Genomic DNA, 20,463 nt, shown 5'->3' with positions numbered 1-20,463 from the left:
CCCGGCGCGTTGGCGTCGGCGACGACGATCCGCTGCCCTCGATGACGGCGGACGAGACATGCAGGGCCGCTGCGCGAGCGCCGGCCCAATGGATGGAGACAAGCCCGTGACGACGCCCGTGACCGTCGGCGTGATCGCGAACCCCGCATCGGGGCGCGACATTCGCCGTCTGACGACGCATGCATCCGTGTTCCCGACCGCGGAGAAGGCCAACATGGTCGTGCGCCTGCTCGCCGGCCTCGGCGCGATGGGCGTCGAGCGCGTGCTGACCTTGCGCGACAAGACGGGCATCGCGACGCTGCTGATGCGTGCGCTCGATACGCACCGCGCGGTCGCGCTGCACGAGCGCTGGCCCGAGGTCGAATTCGTCGATCTGCCGATCACCGACAGCGTCGCCGACACGCAGGCGGGCGCCGCCTACATGCACCGGATGGAAGTGTCGCTGATCGTCGTGCTCGGCGGCGACGGCACCCATCGCGCGGTTGCCGCGCACTGCGGCGCGACGCCGCTCGTCGCGCTGTCCACCGGCACCAACAACGCCTTTCCCGAACACCGCGAGGCAACCGTCGCGGGCGTCGCGGCCGGGCTCGCCGCGACCGGCGCGGTGCCGGCCGAGATCGCGTTCGTGCGCAACAAGCGGCTCGTCGTGCGCTGCATCGCCGGGGCCAACGCGGGGCGCGAGGAGATCGCGCTGGTCGACGTGTGCGCGGCGCGGCAGCGCTTCATCGGCGCGCGCGCGGTCACCGGCCCCGCCGACATTGAGACGCTCTACCTGACCTTCGCGGAGCCGGACGGCATCGGCCTGTCCGCGCTCGGCGGCGCATGGGCGCCGCTCGAGCGCAGCGCGCCGCACGGGCTCGCGATGCGCTTTGCCGTCGACGGGCGGACGGACGGCACGCCGCTCGTCGCGCCGATCGCACCGGGGCGCGTCGATCGCGTCGTGATGCGCAGCTGCGAGCGGCTGGAGCCCGGTGCATGGCAGACCATCCCGTTCGAGCGCGGCACGCTCGCATTCGACGGCGAGCGCGAGATCGAGGTCGCGCGCGGCGAGCGCTACGAGATCGCGCTCGACTGGCACGGGCCGCTGACCGTCGACGTCGGCCGCACGCTGCGCTACGCGTCGTCACGACAGGTGCTGCGCGAAGCCGGCGCGTGGCGCGATTGAAGGTGCGTGTACCGGCAAGCCATTTCGATATCCATAACGACGAACACGGAGACATCGCCATGACAACCCCTCTGGAAGGCCAGGTCGCGATCGTGACCGGCGGTGCGCGCGGCATCGGCCGCGGCATCGCGCTGACGCTCGCGGCGGCGGGCGCCGACATCCTGCTGGCCGATCTGCTCGACGACGCGCTCGACTCGACCGCGCGCGAAGTGCGCGCGCTCGGCCGCCGGGCGGTGCTCGCGAAAGTCGACGTCACGCAGGCCGCGCAGGTCGACGCGATGGTCGCGCAGGCGCTCGCCGAGCTGGGCGGGCTCGACATCATGGTGAATTGCGCGGGCGTGATCAGCATTCATCCGGTCGAGGCGCTGAGCGAGCGCGACTGGGATTTCGTGATGGACGTGAACGCGAAGGGCACGTTCCTCGGCTGCCGCGCGGCGCTTCCGCATCTGAAGGCGCAGGGGCATGGCCGGATCATCAACGTCGCATCGATCGCCGGCAAGGAGGGCTTCCCGAATCTCGCCCACTACAGCGCATCGAAGTTCGCGGTGGTCGGTTTCACCAACGCGCTGGCGAAGGAACTCGCGCGCGACGGCGTGACCGTCAACGCGATCTGTCCGGGCATCGTGCGCACCTACATGTGGGACCGGCTGTCCGACGAATGGAAGACCGATGGCGAATCGGTCGAGCAATCGTGGCAGCGGCATCAGCTCACGCTGATCCCGCAGGGCCGCGCGCAGACGCCCGAAGACATGGGCCGCCTCGCGCTGTTCTTCGCGACGATGGACAACGTGACCGGCCAGGCCGTGAACGTCGACGGCGGCTTCACGTTCCATTGACCATGCATGCCGAGCAATCCGTCGCCGCGGCGCGGCCGCGGCGGCATTCGCAGTCAGACCTACTCAGGAGACACACATGACCGTTTCGACCCAGCTCAGCAGGGACACGCTGCTGGACGCCTACCGGCTGATGCGCACCATCCGCGAATTCGAGGAGCGCCTGCACGTCGAGTTCGCGACCGGCGAAATCCCCGGCTTCGTTCACCTGTATGCGGGCGAGGAGGCGTCCGCGGTCGGCACGATGCTGCACCTCGGCCTCGAGGACTACGTCGCCACCACGCACCGCGGCCACGGCCACTGCATCGCCAAAGGCGTCGACGTGCACGGGATGATGGCCGAGATCTACGGCAAGAAGACGGGCGTCTGTCACGGCAAGGGCGGCTCGATGCACATCGCCGACCTCGCGATGGGGATGCTCGGCGCCAACGGGATCGTCGGCGCGGGCGGCCCGCTCGTCTGCGGCGCGGCGCTCGCGGCGAAGCACAAGAAGACCGGCGGCGTCGGCGTGTGCTTCTTCGGCGACGGCGCATCGAACCAGGGCGTGATCTTCGAATCGATGAACCTCGCATCGGTGTGGCGGCTGCCGGCGATCTTCGTCGCCGAGAACAACGGCTATGCGGAAGCGACATCGGCGAGCTGGTCGGTCGCGACCGACAACATCGCCGACCGCGCGAACGGCTTCGGGATGCCGGGCGTGATCGTCGACGGCTTCGACTTCTTCGCGGTGCACGAGGCGCTCGGCGAAGCGGTCGCACGCGCGCGCAACGGCGGCGGCCCGACGCTCGTCGAGGTGAAGTTCACGCGCTACTTCGGCCACTTCGAGGGCGACGCGCAGACTTACCGCGCGCCGGGAGAAGTGCAGAAGCTGCGCGACGAGAAGGACTGCCTGAAGCACTTCGAAACGCGCGTGGTGCGCGCCGAAGTGCTGACCACCGACGAACTGCGCGCGGTCGATGCGCAGGTGAAGGCGCTGATCGACGACGCGGTCGCGCAGGCGAAGGCCGCGCCGCTGCCCGATGCGGCGGACCTGCTCGCCGACGTGTACGTGTCGTATCCGTGAGCGCGGCCTGACCGAGCAACTGCCGGCCGACACGGCGAACCGAATATTCCAGGAGACAGACATGGCAAGGAAGATCACTTATTCGCAGGCGATCAACGAGGCGCTCGCGCAGGAAATGGCGCGCGACGACAGCGTGATCGTGATGGGCGAGGACAATGCAGGCGGCGCGGGCGCGCCCGGCGAGGACGACGCGTGGGGCGGCGTGCTCGGCGTGACGAAGGGGCTGTTCCACAAGTTTCCGGGCCGCGTGCTCGATACGCCGCTGTCGGAAGGCGGCTACATCGGCGCGGCGGTCGGCGCGGCCGCGTGCGGGATGCGGCCCGTCGCGGAGCTGATGTTCATCGACTTCATGGGCGTGTGCTTCGACCAGATCTTCAATCAGGCCGCCAAATTCCGCTACATGTTCGGCGGCAAGGCCGTCACGCCGGTGGTGATCCGCGCGATGTACGGCGCCGGCCTGCGGGCGGCGGCGCAGCATTCGCAGATGCTCACGTCGCTGTTCACGCATATCCCGGGGCTGAAGGTGGTGTGCCCGTCGACGCCGTACGACGCGAAGGGCCTGCTGATCCAGTCGATCCGCGACAACGACCCGGTGATCTTCCTCGAGCACAAGCTGCTCTACACGCGTGAAGGCGAGGTGCCCGAGGAATCGTATGCGATCCCGTTCGGCGAGGCCAACGTCGTGCGCGAAGGCGACGACGCGACGATCGTCACCTACGGCCGCATGGTCCATCTCGCCACCGACGCGGCCGCGAAGCTCGCGAAGGACGGCATTCACGTCGACGTGATCGACCTGCGCACGACGTCGCCGCTCGACGAGGAAACGATCCTCGAGAGCGCGGAGCGCACCGGGCGCGTGGTGGTCGTCGACGAGGCGAACCCGCGCTGCTCGATCGCCACCGACATCGCGGCGCTCGTCGCGCAGCGCGCGTTCCGCTCGCTGCAGGCGCCGATCGAGCTGGTGACCGCGCCGCACACGCCCACGCCGTTCGCCGGTGTGCTGGAAGACTTGTACATCCCGTCCGCCGATGCGATCGCGCAGGCGGTACTGAAGACGAGGAGCTGACACGATGTCGATTCACATGATCACGATGCCCAAGTGGGGGCTGTCGATGGAGCAGGGGCAGGTCAATGGCTGGCTGAAGTCGATCGGCGAGCGCGTGACGAAGGGCGACGAAGTGCTCGACGTGGAGACCGACAAGATCTCGTCGGGCGTCGAGTGCGCGTTCGACGGCACGCTGCGCCGGCAAGTCGCGCAGGAAGGCGAGACGCTGCCGGTCGGCGCGCTGCTCGGCGTGGTCGCCGCAGCTGATGCGAGCGACGCCGACATCGACGCGGCGATCGCCGAATTCCAGCGCGATTTCGTGCCGAGCGCGGCCGCCGACGACGCGGCCGGCCCGCAGCCCGAGAAGGCGCAGATCGGCGGGCGCACGCTGCGGTTCCTGAAGCTCGGCGACGGCTCGGGCACGCCGGCCGTGCTGATTCACGGCTTCGGCGGCGATCTGAACAACTGGCTGTTCAATCACGCGGAACTCGCCGCGCATCGGCCGGTGTGGGCGCTCGACCTGCCGGGGCACGGCGAGTCCGGCAAGGCGGTCGAGACCGGCAGCCTCGACGAACTCGCCGACGCGGTGCTCGCGCTGCTCGATGCGCAGCAGATCGAGCGCGCGCACCTGATCGGCCATTCGATGGGCGGCGCGGTGGCGATGGCGGCGGCCGAGCGCGCGCCGCAACGCGTGGCGTCGCTGACGCTGATCGCGAGCGCCGGGCTCGGCGCCGACATCAACCGCGATTACATCGACGGCTTCGTCGCGGGCAACAGCCGCAACACCCTGAGGCCGCATCTCGGCGCGCTGTTCGCGGATCACGCGCTGGTGACGCGGCAACTGGTCGAGGATCTCGTCAAGTACAAGCGGCTCGAAGGCGTGCAGGCGGCGCTCGAGAAGATCGCGAACGCGGCGTTCGACGGCGCGGCCCAGCGGCGCGTGTTCCGCGATCGCGTCGCGTCGCTCGCGCCGCGTACGCTGGTGATCTGGGGCGAGCACGACCAGGTGATTCCCGCGCAGCACGCGCAGGGCTTGCCGGACGGCGTGCGCGCCGAGGTGATCGCCGGCAGCGGCCACATGGTGCAGATGGAGGCGGCTGCCGACGTGAACCGCCTGATCGTCGCGTTTCTCGGAGACTGACGATGGCCGCCGCGCTCGAACGACCCAGCCTCACCGCGCTCGGCCAGCCGGGCGCGCGCAGCCGCGACAAGCTCGCGCGCATTCCGGTGCGCGTCGAGCCCGCGGCGGGCGCGGCGCTGCCGAAGCCGTCGTGGCTGCGGGCGCGGCCGATGTCGAGCGGGGCGGTCGCCGACATGGCGGCCGTGCTGCGCGATCATCGGCTGCATTCCGTCTGCGAGGAGGCGATGTGTCCGAACATCGGCGAATGCTTCGCGCAGCGCACCGCGACCTTCATGATCATGGGCGGGCTGTGCACGCGGCGCTGCCCGTTCTGCGACGTCGCGCACGGCCGTCCCGAGCCGCTCGATCCCGACGAGCCCGCGCGGCTCGCCGCGGCGGCGGCCGCGCTCGGGCTGCGCTACGTCGTGATCACGTCGGTCGATCGGGACGACCTGCGCGACGGCGGCGCCGCGCATTTCGCCGCCTGCATCGCGGCGGTGCGCGCGCGCGTGCCGGGCATCGGTGTCGAGGTGCTGACGCCCGATTTTCGCGGCCGCGTCGCGCGTGCGCTCGACGCGTTGTCGTCGGCATGGCCGGACGTGTTCAATCACAACATCGAGACGGTGCCGTCGCTGTATCGGGCCGCGCGGCCCGGCGCCGATTATCGCGGCTCGCTCGAACTGCTCGCGCAGGCGAAGGCCGCGCGGCCGGCGCTCGTGACGAAATCGGGCTTGATGCTCGGGCTCGGCGAGCGCGACGACGAGGTGCGCGCCACGCTGCACGACCTGCGCGCGCACGAGGTCGACGTGCTGACGCTCGGCCAGTATCTGGCGCCGTCCGCGCATCATCTGCCGGTGCGGCGCTACGTGAGCCCCGACGCGTTCGACGCGTGGCGCGACGAGGCGCTGGCGCTGGGGTTTCGCGAAGTCGTCGCAGGCCCGCTCGTGCGCTCGTCGTATCACGCGGCCGACGTGCTGAAGCCCGCGTGAGCCGCCAGCCGCGCGTCAGGCGCCAACCTGCGCGCGGCTCACGCGGCGCAGATAGACCGCGAGGCCGGCGCCGGCGAGCATCAGGCTGAGCGTGTTCGCGAACCAGAAGCCGCGCGCACCGGTCAGCCAGGCCGGCGTGATGCCGCCGACGTCGAAGCCGAGCAGATAGCCGCCGCCGAGCCCGACGCCCCACAGCGCGATCGCGTAGATCACGGTCGGCACGACCGCGACCTTGTACGCGCGCAGCACGAACGCGGAGGTGACCTGCAGCGCGTCGAAGAAGTGGTAGCAGGTGACGATCGCGACGAGCGGCAGCGCCGCGGCGGCGACGGCCGGATCGGGCGTGTACGCGCCGACGATCAGCGGGCGCAGCACGAACACCAGCACGCCGTAGGTGGCCGCGACCGCGCACGCGAGCATCACGCTGTGGCGGCCGAGCAGGCGCGCCTCGTCGTGGCGGCCGGCGCCGAGCGCACGCGCGACCAGCGTCGATGCGGCGACGCCGATCGACAGCGGCGTCATGTACAGCACGCCGCCGATATTGCCGGCGATCTGGTGGCCGGCGAGGGAGGTCGTGCCGAACTGCGCGATGAAGAGCGCCATGCAGGTGTACGACGTGACCTCGATCAGGTACGACAGCCCCATCGGCACGCCGAGCTGCAGGATCGCCTTCTGGCGTGCCCACACGGGCCAGCAAAAGCGCGAGAAGATCGCGAGCGGCGCGAACACGTCGAGCTTCGCGAGCAGCGTGAAGCCGATCGCCGCGAGCGCCCAGTTGATCAGCGTGCTCGCGAGCCCGCAGCCGGGGCCGCCGAGCGCCGGCACGCCGAAGCCGCCGAACACGAACCACACGTTGAGCGGAAACTTCAGCAGCAGCGCGCCGATCTGCAGGATCATCGCGAGGCGCGGCTTGCCGGCCGCGTTGGTGAGCGCGTTGTAGATGCGGAACACGAGGCTCGCCGGCAGGCCGTACGACAGGATGCGCAGGTATTCGACCGTGCGGTCGTGCAGCGTGGGCGGCGCGTGCGCCGCTTGCAGCAGCGCGTCGGGAAAGTGCAGCAGCAGGAAGCCGGGCACCGCGAGCAGCAGCGCGAGCCACAGCGCCTGCCGGACTTCCTCGCCGATCTCGGCATAGCGCCGTGCGCCGTACAGCTGCCCGGTGATCGGCTGCAGCGCCGACAGGATCCCGGTGAGCCCGATGTAGACCGACACGTAGATCGACGAGCCGAGTCCGAGCGCGGCGAGATCGGTGGCCGAATAGCGGCCGACCATCGCGGTGTCGATCACGCTGAACGCGATGATCGCGAGCTGGCCGACCAACACCGGCCATGCGAGGCCGACGATCCGGCGGATGTCGGCGAGCATCGTCACTCGACCGCGCGATGGCGCGGGCCACGGCGCTTGACGGGCGTCTTCGGCCGCTCGATGCGCTCGTAGAGCCGGAAGCGCTCGTCGCGGTCGGCGACGCGGCGGCCTTCCCACACGAGACGCCAGACGTATTGCGACATCGCGCTCGGCTCGCCGAAGTCCGCGCGGTCCTGGCGCAGGATCACGTCGCATTCGCCGGAGAATTCGAAGTGCATGTCGCCGAAATAGGCGAACGTCGCGAGCTGCGCGTCGCCGAGCCGCACGGGCGAGATGCATTCATAGTCTTTCGGCAGGTGCGACGCGATCTGTCGCGCGACATCGCTGTAGGTGCGGCCATAGTTGACGATCGGCAGCCACAGCGTCATCAGCAGCACCCACATCAGCGTGGTGCCGGCGCCCGACAGCACGACGCTGCGCCACAGCACCTTCGGCTGACGCGACACGCGCCAGCGCGCGAGCACGAACCAGCACACGGTGACCACCACCGCGCAGATGAACGACAGGATCTTGAAATGCGGCTCGTAGCCCGGCACGAGGCGCGCGAGGTTGCGCGCGAGCGGGTGCGGGAAGCCGGTCAGCGACGCCAGCCACACGAGCCAGACGAACGTGCCGAGGATGGTGAAGCTCAATACCGCGAACCAGTCGAACGCGTTGATCGCGCCGCGCTTGAGCGTCGGCAGCGCGAAGGTCGCGAGCACCGCGAGCGGCGGCAGCAGCAGCATGTACATCCGGTTCGACTGCTGGCTCTGCAGGATCACGAGCGCGACCAGCGGCACCACCACCGACAGCGGAATCGCGATATGCGCGCGGCGGCGCATGCCGGCCCAGCTCCACCAGGCCCAGATCGCGAGCGGCCACGCCGGCCACGTGAACAGCGGCAGGTTCTTCGCCGCGTAGGCGAGCACCGCGGTCGGCGGGCCGGAAAAGCGCATCAGGCTGCCGTGGATCCACTGGTTGAAGAACCACGCGGCGTCGTCGGGCGTCGCGTTGAAGGCAGCGAGCGGCCACAGCGCGAAGATCGCGGCCGCGAGCGGGACGCCGACCAGCGGCAGGCGCAGGTTGCGCATCTCCGGCGTGACGAGCCACAGCACGGCCGTGCCGGCCAGCAACGCGGCCACCAGCACCGGATTGCCCGACAGGGCGACCAGCCCGACCGCGGCGCCCCACCACAGCGCGCCTTGCATCGGCTTGTCGATGCCGCGCACGATGCCGTACACGAACATCGCGATCCACGCGAACTGCGCGAGCTGCGGCGTGGTTTCATGGCCGCGCTCGGCGAGGCCGAAGCAGGCGACGAGAATCAGCAGCGCGCCGTCGGCGAGCGTGCGGCCGTAGTCGCGCGGCTCCGGCTCGCCGCCGAATGCGTACTTGAACGGTTGTACCTCGGCGCGTCGGCCGAGCAGGTAGGCCGCGTACCAGACGAACGCGCAGGCGATGCAGAACAGCACGCCCGTATCGACGCGCGACGCGTTGCTCGCGTCGACCCACGGCGCGAGCGCGCGGATCGACAGCGCGCCGAGCCAGTAGCCGAGCGGCCCGTCGGTCGTGATGAACTTGCCGACCAGATTGGGTAGCAGCCAGTCGTGCCAGCCGCCGGTCGCCATCGTCCACATCACGCCGAAGCCCGCGGCGTCCTCGTTCTTCCACGGGTCGCGGCCGAACAGGCCGAACGCCGCGTAGACGAGGCAGAGCGTGAGCAGCAGCCAGCGCGGCAGCGCGCGCGTGGCGGAGGCGGTGAGACGAACGACAGGCTTCATGCAGATCAGCGATTTGATTTGTTATGGGCAGGCGGCCGGCACGATCGTGCGCGGGCGGGCCGGATTCGAGCATCCGGCATTGTAGACGCGACGGCCGTTGCGCGTCAGACGATTGCCGCGCTGGGTGCCGGCGCGTGTGCTGTCCCGGCGAGCGGCGACAAAAAAGGGCAGCCTGGGCTGCCCTTTTGTGCGGTACCGGTGCGTTGCAACCACCGGATCGGTGCGAAGCTTACTTCGCGACCTTGCCGCTGGCGCGTGCGCCGAACTTGTTCTTGAACTTCTCGACACGACCTGCCGTGTCCATGATCTTCTGCTGGCCGGTGTAGAACGAGTGCGATTCCGACGACACTTCGATCTTGGCGAGCGGGTAGGTCTTGCCTTCGTGGTCGATGGTTTCACGCGTCTGGATCGTCGAGCGCGTGATGAACTTGAAGCCGTTCGACATGTCTTGGAAGACGACTTCGCGGTAGTCCGGGTGAATGCCAGGTTTCATGATGTTCCTTGGTGAGAGCGGTAGCCAACCCGCCGCTTGCCGTACCGGACCGCACGCATTCGTGCGATTCGGCCGCCGTCAAGCCCGGCGCGAGCCACTTGCCTAAGGTCGAAAAACGGCGATTATGCCAGAAAATCAGACGGTTGACGATTAATTTTCATCATGCGTCGAGCGCGCCCGTGCCGGCCGGATCCTGCCGATAGTAGCGGGCGAGCAGCCGGTACAGCTCCGGAAATTCGGACTCGAACGCCTGCGGCCGCACGAACAGCGCCTCGCTGCACACCGCGAAGAATTCCGACGGGTGATCGGCCGCATACGGATCGATCAGCGAGTCGCGCTCGAAGCGCGCCCACGCGCGCTCCGGCACCGCATCGACGCGCGCGCAGAACTGGTCGTAGGCGTGCTCGAACACGTCGGCCCACGCCTGCGCATCGAGGTGCGGCGCGTGCCAGCGGCGAAACAGCGGCGGGTAGCCGTCGGCCGCGCCCGTCAGCATGTCGATCTTGTGCGCGAATTCGTGGATCACCACGTTGTACGCGTCGCGGCCGTCGGTCATCTGCGCGTCTTCCCACGACAGGATCACCGGGCCGCCTTCCCAGGCCTCGCCGCTCGCGTCCTGCTCGACCTCGTGCACCACGCCGTTCTCGTCCTCCACCGTCTTGCGGATCACGAATTCGCCCGGATACACGACGATGCCGACCCAGCCGTCGTACAGCGACAAGTCGAGATTCAGCACCGGCAGGCAGGCCTGCGCCGCGATCGCGACGATCATCCGGTCGGTCAGCTCGAGCCCGTGCGCGGTCGAAAACGACTTGCGCGCGATGAACAGGCTCGTCAGCTCGCGCAGCCGGCGCTGGTCGTCCGGCGCAAGCGCGCCGAGGAAGGGCAGGCGCGCGACCGTGTCGTCCCACAGCGCATCGGGGATCGGGTGGCTGCGCAGCGCGCGATCGCGGCGGCGGTCGTCGAACCAGCGGGTCAGTTTCGAGAGCATGGAGGCGGCGCGGGAAAATCCAAAGCCTGTCTTTTAACTCAATCGATCTCTTTTTGCCATGCCGCGAACAGGCCGCCGACGAGCGCGACGCCCGCGAGGTAATAGAAACCGTCGAGCGACGCGAGGAACGACGCCTGTTGCGCGACCATCCGCGCGATCGATGCGATCGCGAGCGCGTGCGCGTCGCTGAGCGCGTGGCCGGCGGCCGCGTAGCCGCGCGTGAGCGTGTCGACGCTCTGTTGGAACAGCGGGTCGAACACGTTGGCGCGCTCGACGAGCCGCGTCTGGTGCACGGCCAGCCGGTGCTGCTCGACGATGATCACCGACGACGTCGCGAACGAGATCGTCAACTGGCGCACGATGTTCTTCAGCCGGTAGCCGTGCGTGTACTCGTCGATCGCGAAGATCCGGAACGTCAGGTTCGCGACCGGCAGCACGATGAACAGCAGCAGCAATCCGCGCAGCAGCAGCGGGACGACCAGCGCGGCGTCGCCGACCTGCGGCGTCATCCGGGTCATCCACAGCGCGGCGACGATCGCGATCGCGAACCCCGGCACCACGAACCATTTCTTGTGCGTGACGCGCTTCGCATGCCGCAGGTACGCGAACAGCGCGGTGGCCGAGATCAGCGACATCGTGCCGACCAGCCGCCCGGCGTTCTCGACCGGATAGCCGAGCCCGCGTTCGAGCAGGCGGGAGGTCAGGTAGCTGAAGCCGGTCGACTCGTAGTAATAGAACATGTACAGCAGGAGCCCGACCTGGAACGTGCGCTCGCGCAGCGCATGCAGCCGCACGAGCGGCGCCGGATGGTGCCACTGGTGATACGCGAACCATGCGAGCGCGCCGATGCCCGCGAAGGTCAGCAGCATCAGCATCGGCGAGCCGCTGTAGAGCTGGTAATGCACCTGCTGCAACACGATCTGCAATGCGCCTTGCGCCAGCGCGAACACGACGTAGGGCCAGAAATGCCCGGGGCCGCGCTCGTCGTCGAGCGTCCTGCCCGAGTCGGGCAGCGTGACGAACGCGAGCGCCGCGAACGCGATGCCGAACGGCGCCGTGCAGGCGAACAGCGCGCGCCACGTCGAATGCGCGACGAGCAGCCCGCCGACGATCGGCGCAAGCGCGCTGCCCAGCAGGATCATGATCAGGAACGCGCGCGTGGCGGGCGCGCGCTCCTGCGGCTTGAAGCTGCTCTGGATAAGGATCCGGCACGCGCCCATCATCGGGCCGATGAAATAGCCCTGGAAGCCGCGCGCGAACGCGAGCTCGAGCGACGTGTCGGCGAGCGCGGCGGCGATGGCACCCAGCGAGAACATCAGCATGCTGCCCGCCACGTAGCGGCGATGCCCGAGCCGGTCGACCCACCATTGCTGCTGCAGAATGCCGAGCACGGCCGTCACCGCATACGCGCTCGACGACCACACGAGTTCGTCCGGCGACGCATTGATGCCGCCGGCGATGTAGCTCGCGAAGAACGAGAACGCCGCGTTGTCGAAGTAGTCGATGCCGGTGACGAGCGCGAGCGCCCACGGGAGCAGGTCCGCGCGCAGGTTCGCGCGGCTCCACAGCGGCGAGCGACCGGGCGCGACGTTCATTCGCGGTCCTTGCGCGCGCGTCGCGCGCCGGCTTCGGCGCGCCGCTGCGCCATCAGCGCATCGGGGTTTTCGCCGGCCAGGCGTCGTTCGATGTAGTCGAGGTCGTGCTGCAACTCCTTGCGCAGCGCGACGGCTTCCTTCAGCTCGCGCTGCACGGCCGCGATCCGCTGGTCGAGCGTGCCGATCTGCGCGGCGAGCCCGGTGCGAATGTCGCGCAACGAGGCGTCCGAATAGCGGCGCCGGCCATCGTCCGTCTGCTCCAGCGGGCGCTTCAACATCTCGGTGATGCCGTGCAGCGAGAAGCCGAGCGCGCGCAGCCGCAGGATGCGCGCGAAGCGTTCGAGCGCGGCTTCGTCGTACAGCCGGTAGCGGCCGCCGCTGCGCGACGGCGTGACGAGCCCGCGTTCCTCGTAGTACTTCAGCGTGCGCGGCGTGACGCCGAGGCGCGCTGCGGCGTCGCTGACGGTCAGCAGTGGCGTGGGGGCTTCGTTCGACATCGGATGTTCGGGCTTGAGTGGAGACGATGGTTCGTATTATAGATAAACCTGTACGTTCACGTATAGGTTGGCGCGAAAAAACGGCCGCCGTGCGAGATGCAGGGCGGCCGTTCGGCGCGGGGGCGGGCGGTCAGCCGCCGCGGCGCATCAGGTCGAAGAACTCGGAATTGCTCTTCGTCTGGCGGATCTTGTCGAGCAGGAATTCCATTGCCTCGACTTCGTCCATGTCGTGGATGAACTTGCGCAGCACCCAGATCTTTTGCAGGATTTCCGGCTTGATCAGCATTTCTTCGCGGCGCGTACCCGACTTGTTCAGGTTGATCGACGGATAGACGCGCTTTTCGGCGAGACGGCGCTCGAGGTGCACTTCCATGTTGCCGGTGCCCTTGAATTCTTCGTAGATCACGTCGTCCATGCGGCTGCCGGTTTCGATCAGCGCGGTGCCGATGATGGTCAGCGAACCGCCTTCCTCGATGTTGCGCGCCGCGCCGAAGAAGCGCTTCGGACGCTGCAGTGCGTTCGCGTCGACACCGCCGGTGAGCACCTTGCCCGATGCCGGGATCACGGTGTTGTATGCGCGCGCGAGACGCGTGATCGAGTCGAGCAGAATCACGACGTCGTGCTTCATTTCGACGAGGCGCTTGGCCTTCTCGATCACCATTTCGGCAACCTGAACGTGACGCGTGGCCGGTTCGTCGAACGTCGATGCGATCACTTCGCCGGCGACCGAGCGCTGCATTTCGGTCACTTCTTCCGGGCGTTCGTCGATCAGCAGCACGAACAGGATGACGTCGGGGTGGTTCTGCTTGATCGCGTGTGCGATGTGCTGGAGCATCACGGTCTTGCCCGACTTCGGCGATGCGACCAGCAGGCCGCGCTGGCCCTTGCCGATCGGCGCGATCATGTCGATGATGCGGCCCGTGACGTTCTCTTCGCCGCGCATTTCACGCTCGAGCGACAGCGGCTTGTTCGGGTGCAGCGGCGTGAGGTTCTCGAACATGATCTTGTGTTTCGAGGCCTCGGGCGGTTGCCCGTTGACTTTGTCGACCTTCACCAGCGCGAAGTAGCGCTCGCCGTCTTTCGGCGTGCGGACTTCACCTTCGATGGTGTCGCCGGTATGCAGGTTGAAGCGGCGGATCTGCGACGGGCTGATATAGATGTCGTCGGTGCTCGCGAGGTACGACATTTCCGGCGAACGCAGGAAGCCGAAGCCGTCGGGCAGCACTTCGAGCGTACCGTCGCCGAAGATCGTCTCTCCCGTCTTGGCGCGCTTTTTGAGAATGGCGAACATCAACTCCTGCTTGCGCAGGCGGTTCGCGTTTTCGATCTCCAGGCCATTGGCCATTTCGATCAGTTCGGACACGTGCAGAGACTTGAGCTCGGATAAATGCATACGGAGAACCCGCCAGGGAGGAGATGCGACGAAAAGAAATAAGGGAGGAGGGCGAGCGGAGGCGCTCTGAGACTTAATGCGTCTTGTAGACGTTTTTTGATTCTAGCATATGCCGATTCGCGCTTGAGCGGCCGATCGGCGGTGTGACGGCGGGCGTGTTGTCGGTTGACAACACGCCCGCGGACTTGCCGGTATTACAGGTGGCTGTCCAGGAATGCGGTGAGCTGCGACTTCGACAGCGCGCCGACCTTCTGCGCGGCGGCCGCGCCGTTCTTGAACAGGATCAGCGTCGGGATGCCGCGCACGCCGAACTTCGCGGGCGTTGCCTGGTTGTCGTCGACGTTGATCTTCGCGATCTGCAGCTTGTCGCCGTAATCCTTCGCGACTTCGTCGAGGATCGGGGCGATCATCTTGCACGGGCCGCACCATTCGGCCCAGAAGTCGACCAGCACGGGCTTGTCGGATTTGACGACGTCCTGTTCGAACGATGCGTCGCTGATGTGTTTGATCTGTTCGCTCATTGGGTCAATACCTCTTTCGGTTCGGGGACTGCCTGCTCGGCGCGTTGGGCGCTCCGGCCGCCTCGCGGCTGCCGGCCGCTGCGGCAGGTCACTCGGCTCTCCCGAAGGAAGGGCTTAAGCGCTGCATGGCGCGGCTCGCGGGTCGTTCGGGCGTCATATTAGCCTAAATTGCTATCTGCTGCGGGCAGCGATAGTAGCCGCTACGCGAGTAGGGGTACGACGCGCCGTTCGACCGTTGCTCAGCCAACGTGGAGGCCGGTTGGCGAATTGCAAGAGCAGTGCGGAGGCGGCCGCAATTCACGCCGTTCGCATGTGTGCCATTGCGCGCCCGAATGCATTGTCGCGAACAAACGGTCGCATTCGGCCGGAAGCGGTGATAGAATATGCCGTGACGGGCCTCCTCGCATGGTGGGGCGGTGAACCTGGTCAGGTCGGGAACGAAGCAGCCACAATCGTTTTCCGCCAGTGCCGAGGGTCGGGCTCGTCACCTTTCCTCTCGCCCCGTTCGTCGGGCGTTTTTGTTTCTGCGGCAATCTCCGTTTTTCTCCACGTGTTTCCCGTCGTCGGTACCGTTTGGCGTGTCGGCGCGACGCGGCGTTACTGATACAATTTCCCGATGACCTATCAAGTTCTCGCACGCAAGTGGCGTCCGAAGGATTTCGCTTCGCTCGTCGGCCAGGAGCACGTCGTCAGGGCGCTCACGCACGCGCTCGACGGCGGGCGTCTCCATCACGCCTATCTGTTTACCGGGACCCGCGGCGTCGGCAAGACGACGCTGTCGCGGATCTTCGCGAAGGCGCTCAACTGTGAAACCGGCGTCACGTCGCAGCCGTGCGGCGTGTGCCGCGCGTGCCGCGAGATCGACGAAGGCCGCTTCGTCGACTACGTCGAGATGGACGCCGCGAGCAACCGCGGCGTCGACGAAATGGCCGCGCTGCTCGAGCGCGCGGTGTACGCGCCGGTCGATGCGCGCTTCAAGGTCTACATGATCGACGAAGTGCACATGCTGACGAATCACGCGTTCAACGCGATGCTCAAGACGCTCGAGGAGCCGCCGCCGCACGTCAAGTTCATTCTCGCGACGACCGATCCGCAGAAGATTCCCGTCACCGTGCTGTCGCGCTGCCTGCAGTTCAATCTGAAGCAGATGCCGGCCGGCCACATCGTGTCGCACCTCGAGCGGATTCTCGGCGAAGAGCAGATTTCGTTCGAGCAACAGGCGCTGCGCCTGCTTGCGCGCGCGGCGCAGGGCAGCATGCGCGATGCGCTGTCGCTGACCGACCAGGCGATCGCGTATTCGGCGAACGAAGTGACCGAATCGGCGGTGTCGGGCATGCTCGGCGCGCTCGATCAGACCTACATGGTGCGTCTGCTCGATGCGCTCGCGGCCGGCGACGGCCCCGAAATCCTCGCGATCGCCGACGAGATGTCGCTGCGCAGCCTGTCCTTTTCGACGGCGCTGCAGGATCTCGCGAGCCTGCTGCATCGGATTGCATGGGCGCAGTTCGCGCCGGGCTCGGTGCTCGACGAATGGCCGGAGGCGGCCGACCTGCGCCGGTTCGCGCAGACGCTGAGCCCCGAGAAGGTTCAGCTGTTCTATCAGATCGCAACGGTCGGGCGCGCGGAGCTCGGCTTGGCGCCCGACGAATATGCGGGCTTCACGATGACGCTGCTGCGGATGCTCGCGTTCGAGCCGGCTGTCGGCTCGGGCAGCGCGCCCGGTGGTGAGCCCGCCGTGCCGCGTGGGGTGCCGGCGGCTGCGCCGCGCGCGGCTGCTGCTGCTGCCGCTGCGACGCCGCGTGCTGCGGTATCGGGCGGGGCAGGCGAAGCGGCGCGTCCGCAGGCCGCCGCGCCGGTTGTGCCTGCGGCGCGTTCGGCGTCGGCTCAATCCACCGCGCCGGCCAAATCTTCGGCACCGAATCAATCTTCGGCGCCGAGCCAATCTTCGGGATCGAGCCAATCCACGGCATCGGACCAATCCACGGCATCGAACCGATCCGCGGCATCGGCACAATCCGCGGCACCGGCCCAATCCGTGACACCGGACCAATCCACGGCACCGGCACAATCGGCGGCGCCGACCCAATCACAGGCGCCGGCCGAAACCCCGGCACCGGCCCAATCCGCCGACGCAGCCGCTACACCCGCCGCGAACCCTGCTGCTGCGCAAGCACCGGTAGTGGCGACGCCCGAAGCACCGGTCGCTGCTTCCGCGCAACCGCCGTCGGCAGCGCGCGCCGCACCGGCAAACGATGCACGTCCGTCGGCGCCGTCAGATCCTGACGCGTCCGCTGTCGCACCGCGCAGCGCGGCCCCCGCACCGTCCGCCGAGCCGGCACCGCGCACCGCGCCGGCCGAGTCGGCGCTGCGTGCCTCCGCCCGCGGCGGCGCGGCCGCCGCGCTCGACGTGTTGCGCAACGCGGGCATGCGCGTGTCGTCCGAACGCTCGCGGCCCGGCGCCGCGCCGAAGGCAGCCGCCGCACAACCGGCGGCCGAAAAGCCCGCGCCGTCGCGTCCGGCCGTCGTGGTGCCCACTCCGCGAGCCGCCGCCCGCGCGCCGCAGCCTGCCGATACGCGTCAGGCGCCGCCGCCGTGGGAAGACATTCCGCCCGACGAATACGTGCCGCTGAGCGCCGACGAGATGTTCGGCGCCGCGGCCGACGACGGCTTCGTGCCGGTATTCGACAGCGGCCCGGACGACCTGCGCATCGCGCCGAAGCCGGCGGAAGCGCGGCCGTCGGCGCCGGTCGACGCGCGCCCGCTGCCGCCCGCGATCGCGCTCGATGCGATCGGCTTCGACGGCGAATGGCCGGCGCTTGCCGCACGGCTGCCGCTGAAGGGCGTCGCGTATCAGCTCGCGTTCAACAGCGAGCTGACGGCCGTCGATGCGACCACGTTGAAGTTGTCGGTGCCGGTGCCGCAGTATGCGGACGCTGCCCAGGTCACGAAGCTGAAGGCCGCGCTCGCCGATGCGCTCGGCAAGCCCGTGGAGGTTCTGGTCGAGGTCGGTCCGGCACGGCGCACCGCGGCGGCGCTCGATGCGGCCGCGCGCGCGGCGCGCCAGCGCGAGGCCGAGCAGGAGATCCACGGCGATCCGTTCGTCCAGCAGCTGATGCGCGAGTTCGGCGCGCGTATCGTCGACGGCTCGGTGCGCCCGCTTGCGGATGCTGCGCCGGACGGCGCGTCGCCGACCTTGCATTGAACTGCATTGAACCGCATTGAACGATAGGCACCGCGACAGGCACAATCACGCCCGCACGCATTGACCGGCACGCGCCGCGTGCCGGTTTTCACACGATCAAGAAGGAGTATTCCCATGTTGAAAGGCAACCTCGCCGGACTGATGAAGCAAGCGCAGCAAATGCAGGAAAACATGAAGAAGATGCAGGAGCAGCTTGCGCAGATCGAAGTCGAAGGGCAGTCGGGCGCCGGCCTCGTCAAGGTGACGATGACCTGCCGCAACGAAGTGCGTCGCGTCGCGATCGATCCGAGCCTGCTCGCGGACGACAAGGACATGCTCGAGGATCTGGTCGCCGCCGCGTTCAACGATGCGGTGCGCAAGGCCGAAGCGACGTCGCAGGAAAAGATGAGCGGCATGACGTCGGGCCTGCCGCTGCCCCCGGGCTTCAAGCTGCCGTTCTGAGCGCAGCGTCCATTCAGCCCGCTCAGCTCTCTGCCGCCGCATGAAACAGCCGTCCGCCCTGTCCTCGCTCGTCGAAGCGCTGCGCGCGCTGCCCGGCGTCGGGCCGAAGTCCGCGCAGCGCATCGCGTATCACCTGATGCAGCACGATCGGGAGGGCGCCGAGCGGCTCGGCCGGTCGCTGCTGTTCGCGACCGAGCACCTGCAGCACTGCGAGAAGTGCAACACGTTCACCGAGGCGCAGATCTGCGAGGTGTGCAGCGACGACGAGCGTGATCCGACGCTGCTGTGCGTCGTCGAGACGCCCGCCGACCAGATCATGCTCGAGCAGACGATGACGTACCGCGGGCTGTACTTCGTACTGATGGGGCGACTGAGCCCGCTCGACGGGATCGGCCCGAAAGAAATCCACTTCGACCGCCTCGTGCGGCGCGCGTCCGACGGCGTCGTCAAGGAGGTCGTGCTCGCGACCAACTTCACGAACGAAGGCGAAGCGACCGCCCATTACCTCGGCCAGACGCTGAAGGCGCGCGGGCTCGCGGTCACGCGCCTCGCACGCGGCGTGCCGGTGGGCGGCGAGCTCGAATACGTCGACGCGGGCACCATCGCCCGCGCGATGCTCGACCGCCGCACGATGTAGGCCGGACGCCGCCGCCCGGCGGCGTCGTTCCTCATGCCAGGGAGACACATGAGCACCACCCAGGGCCCGCTCGCGGGCGTCAAAGTGCTCGAATTCGGGACGCTGATCGCGGGGCCGTTCGCGTCGCGCCTCTTTGCCGAATTCGGCGCTGAAGTCATCAAGATCGAGGATCCGAACGGCGGCGATCCGCTGCGCAAGTGGCGCAAGCTGTACCCGGAACAGGGCGGCACGTCGCTGTGGTGGTCGGTCCAGGCGCGCAACAAGAAATCGGTCACGCTGAACCTGAAATCCGAAGCCGGCAACGCGATCGCGCGGCAGCTCGCGCGCGAGGCCGACATCGTGATCGAGAACTTCCGCCCCGGCCTGCTCGAGAAGCTGGGCCTCGGCTACGACGTGCTGTCGGCCGAGAACCGCGGCCTCGTGATGGTGCGCCTGTCCGGCTACGGGCAGACCGGCCCGTACCGCGACCGGCCCGGCTTCGGCGCGATCGCCGAGTCGATGGGCGGCTTGCGCCACATCACCGGTTATCCGGACATGCCGCCGCCGCGCATCGGTATCTCGATCGGCGACTCGATCGCGGCGCTGCACGGCGTGATCGGCGCAATGATGGCGCTTCACCATCGCAACGTGAACGGCGGCGCGGGGCAGGTCGTCGACGTCGCGCTGTACGAAGCGGTGTTCAACATGATGGAAAGCGTGGTGCCGGAGTACGGCGTATACGGCATGGTGCGCGAGCGCACCGGCGCGTCGCTGCCCGGCATCGTGCCGTCGAACACCTATGCGTGCCGCGACGGCAGCATCGTGATCGGCGGCAACAGCGATCCGATCTTCAAGCGGCTGATGAAGGCGATCGGGCGCGACGACCTCGCCGACGATCCCTCGCTCGCCAGCAACGACGGGCGCGTGCCGCGCACGCGGGAAATCGACGATTCGATCGCCGCCTGGCTCGCGCCGCGCACGATCGACGACGCGCTCGCCGTGCTCAATGCGGCGGACGTGCCGGCCGGGCGCATCTACAGCGCGGCCGACATGTTCACCGATCCGCAGTTCATCGCGCGGCAGATGATCCAGCGCTTCAAGCTGCCCGACGGCACCGAGATTCCGCTGCCGAACATCACGCCGAAGCTGTCGGACACGCCGGGCGAGACGCGCTGGCTCGGTCCCGAACTGGGCGAGCATACGGACGAGGTACTGCGCGGTCTCGGCTACGACGCGCAGGCGATCGCCGCGCTGCGCGAGGCGGGTGCGATCTGAGCGGCGCGTGAGCGTGGTTCGGGCCTCGGCCGCGCCGCTTGCGGACCATGCGCGTTTGCAGCGCTCGGCCCGACCGGAACGGTGACGGGAGTCCGCCGA

Annotated in this window: 18 protein-coding genes and 1 other RNA gene; 11 read left to right on the top strand and 8 right to left on the bottom strand. The window is 68.3% G+C overall.

Features of this window, described 5'->3' with window-relative positions; all coding sequences use genetic code 11:
- Nucleotides 1-106: 106 nt before the first annotated feature.
- From MYA_RS07905 to lipA, 6 genes are all read left to right on the top strand, one after another.
- Nucleotides 107-1,165 carry an ATP-NAD kinase family protein gene (locus MYA_RS07905; RefSeq protein ID WP_014723115.1) on the top strand — a complete coding sequence of 353 codons (1,059 nt, stop codon included), beginning with the start codon at nt 107-109 and terminating at the stop codon, nt 1,163-1,165.
- 59 nt (nt 1,166-1,224) lie between these two features.
- Nucleotides 1,225-2,001 carry an SDR family NAD(P)-dependent oxidoreductase gene (locus tag MYA_RS07900; protein WP_011884992.1) on the top strand — a complete coding sequence of 259 codons (777 nt, stop codon included), beginning with the start codon at nt 1,225-1,227 and terminating at the stop codon, nt 1,999-2,001.
- A gap of 76 nt (nt 2,002-2,077) precedes the next feature.
- Entirely contained in the window at nt 2,078-3,061 is a 984-nt protein-coding gene (locus tag MYA_RS07895) for a thiamine pyrophosphate-dependent dehydrogenase E1 component subunit alpha (RefSeq protein WP_014723114.1), read from the top strand.
- Nucleotides 3,062-3,122: 61 nt separating this feature from the next.
- A complete protein-coding gene (locus tag MYA_RS07890) occupies nt 3,123-4,127 on the top strand; it encodes an alpha-ketoacid dehydrogenase subunit beta (protein ID WP_011884990.1) in 1,005 nt (334 codons plus the stop codon).
- Between the two features lie 4 nt (nt 4,128-4,131).
- Nucleotides 4,132-5,247 carry an acetoin dehydrogenase dihydrolipoyllysine-residue acetyltransferase subunit gene (locus MYA_RS07885; protein ID WP_014723113.1) on the top strand — a complete coding sequence of 372 codons (1,116 nt, stop codon included), beginning with the start codon at nt 4,132-4,134 and terminating at the stop codon, nt 5,245-5,247.
- Between the two features lie 2 nt (nt 5,248-5,249).
- Nucleotides 5,250-6,215: a lipoyl synthase gene (lipA, locus tag MYA_RS07880; protein WP_011884988.1), complete on the top strand. Its 966-nt coding sequence runs from the start codon at nt 5,250-5,252 to the stop codon at nt 6,213-6,215.
- A 15-nt stretch (nt 6,216-6,230) separates the two neighbouring features.
- Here lipA and MYA_RS07875 read toward each other — a convergent pair whose 3' ends face one another.
- The 8 genes from MYA_RS07875 to trxA all read right to left on the bottom strand — a co-directional run bounded on the left by MYA_RS07875 (nt 6,231) and on the right by trxA (nt 14,830).
- Nucleotides 6,231-7,580, bottom strand: a complete 1,350-nt coding sequence (locus tag MYA_RS07875) for an MATE family efflux transporter (RefSeq protein WP_014723112.1) — start codon at nt 7,578-7,580, stop codon at nt 6,231-6,233.
- 2 nt (nt 7,581-7,582) lie between these two features.
- Nucleotides 7,583-9,340: an ArnT family glycosyltransferase gene (locus MYA_RS07870; protein ID WP_011884986.1), complete on the bottom strand. Its 1,758-nt coding sequence runs from the start codon at nt 9,338-9,340 to the stop codon at nt 7,583-7,585.
- A 229-nt stretch (nt 9,341-9,569) separates the two neighbouring features.
- Nucleotides 9,570-9,833 (bottom strand): type B 50S ribosomal protein L31, encoded by a 264-nt coding sequence (locus MYA_RS07865; protein ID WP_011884985.1) that lies wholly within the window; start codon nt 9,831-9,833, stop codon nt 9,570-9,572.
- Nucleotides 9,834-9,993: 160 nt separating this feature from the next.
- A complete protein-coding gene (locus MYA_RS07860; protein ID WP_011884984.1) occupies nt 9,994-10,824 on the bottom strand; it encodes a zinc-dependent peptidase in 831 nt (276 codons plus the stop codon).
- Nucleotides 10,825-10,862: 38 nt separating this feature from the next.
- Nucleotides 10,863-12,419: an MFS transporter gene (locus tag MYA_RS07855; RefSeq protein WP_011884983.1), complete on the bottom strand. Its 1,557-nt coding sequence runs from the start codon at nt 12,417-12,419 to the stop codon at nt 10,863-10,865.
- A complete protein-coding gene (locus MYA_RS07850) occupies nt 12,416-12,916 on the bottom strand; it encodes a MerR family transcriptional regulator (protein WP_014723110.1) in 501 nt (166 codons plus the stop codon). Before MYA_RS07850 ends, MYA_RS07855 begins: the two co-directional genes overlap by 4 nt.
- 130 nt (nt 12,917-13,046) lie before the next feature.
- Complete coding sequence (gene rho, locus MYA_RS07845; protein ID WP_006478662.1) at nt 13,047-14,309, bottom strand: transcription termination factor Rho; 1,263 nt, start codon at nt 14,307-14,309, stop codon at nt 13,047-13,049.
- A gap of 194 nt (nt 14,310-14,503) precedes the next feature.
- On the bottom strand, nt 14,504-14,830 hold the full coding sequence (trxA, locus tag MYA_RS07840) for a thioredoxin TrxA (RefSeq protein WP_006402348.1): 327 nt from the start codon (nt 14,828-14,830) through the stop codon (nt 14,504-14,506).
- A 390-nt stretch (nt 14,831-15,220) separates the two neighbouring features.
- Between trxA and ffs the strand changes: the two genes are divergently transcribed.
- From ffs to MYA_RS07820, 5 genes are all read left to right on the top strand, one after another.
- An RNA gene (gene ffs, locus MYA_RS29440) (signal recognition particle sRNA small type) lies at nt 15,221-15,319 on the top strand.
- A gap of 127 nt (nt 15,320-15,446) precedes the next feature.
- Entirely contained in the window at nt 15,447-18,032 is a 2,586-nt protein-coding gene (locus MYA_RS07835; RefSeq protein WP_014723108.1) for a DNA polymerase III subunit gamma/tau, read from the top strand.
- Between the two features lie 114 nt (nt 18,033-18,146).
- Nucleotides 18,147-18,473: a YbaB/EbfC family nucleoid-associated protein gene (locus tag MYA_RS07830; RefSeq protein ID WP_006755698.1), complete on the top strand. Its 327-nt coding sequence runs from the start codon at nt 18,147-18,149 to the stop codon at nt 18,471-18,473.
- A gap of 40 nt (nt 18,474-18,513) precedes the next feature.
- Nucleotides 18,514-19,110: a recombination mediator RecR gene (recR, locus tag MYA_RS07825; RefSeq protein WP_011884980.1), complete on the top strand. Its 597-nt coding sequence runs from the start codon at nt 18,514-18,516 to the stop codon at nt 19,108-19,110.
- A gap of 48 nt (nt 19,111-19,158) precedes the next feature.
- Nucleotides 19,159-20,364, top strand: coding sequence for a CaiB/BaiF CoA transferase family protein (locus MYA_RS07820; protein WP_014723107.1), 1,206 nt, complete (start codon nt 19,159-19,161; stop codon nt 20,362-20,364).
- Nucleotides 20,365-20,463: the final 99 nt, after the last annotated feature.

The organism is Burkholderia sp. KJ006 (genome assembly GCF_000262695.1).
Classification (GTDB): Bacteria; Pseudomonadota; Gammaproteobacteria; order Burkholderiales; family Burkholderiaceae; genus Burkholderia; species Burkholderia vietnamiensis.
The sequence above is the reverse complement of the archived record's forward strand: the minus strand, read 5'-3'. Positions and strand labels throughout refer to the sequence as shown.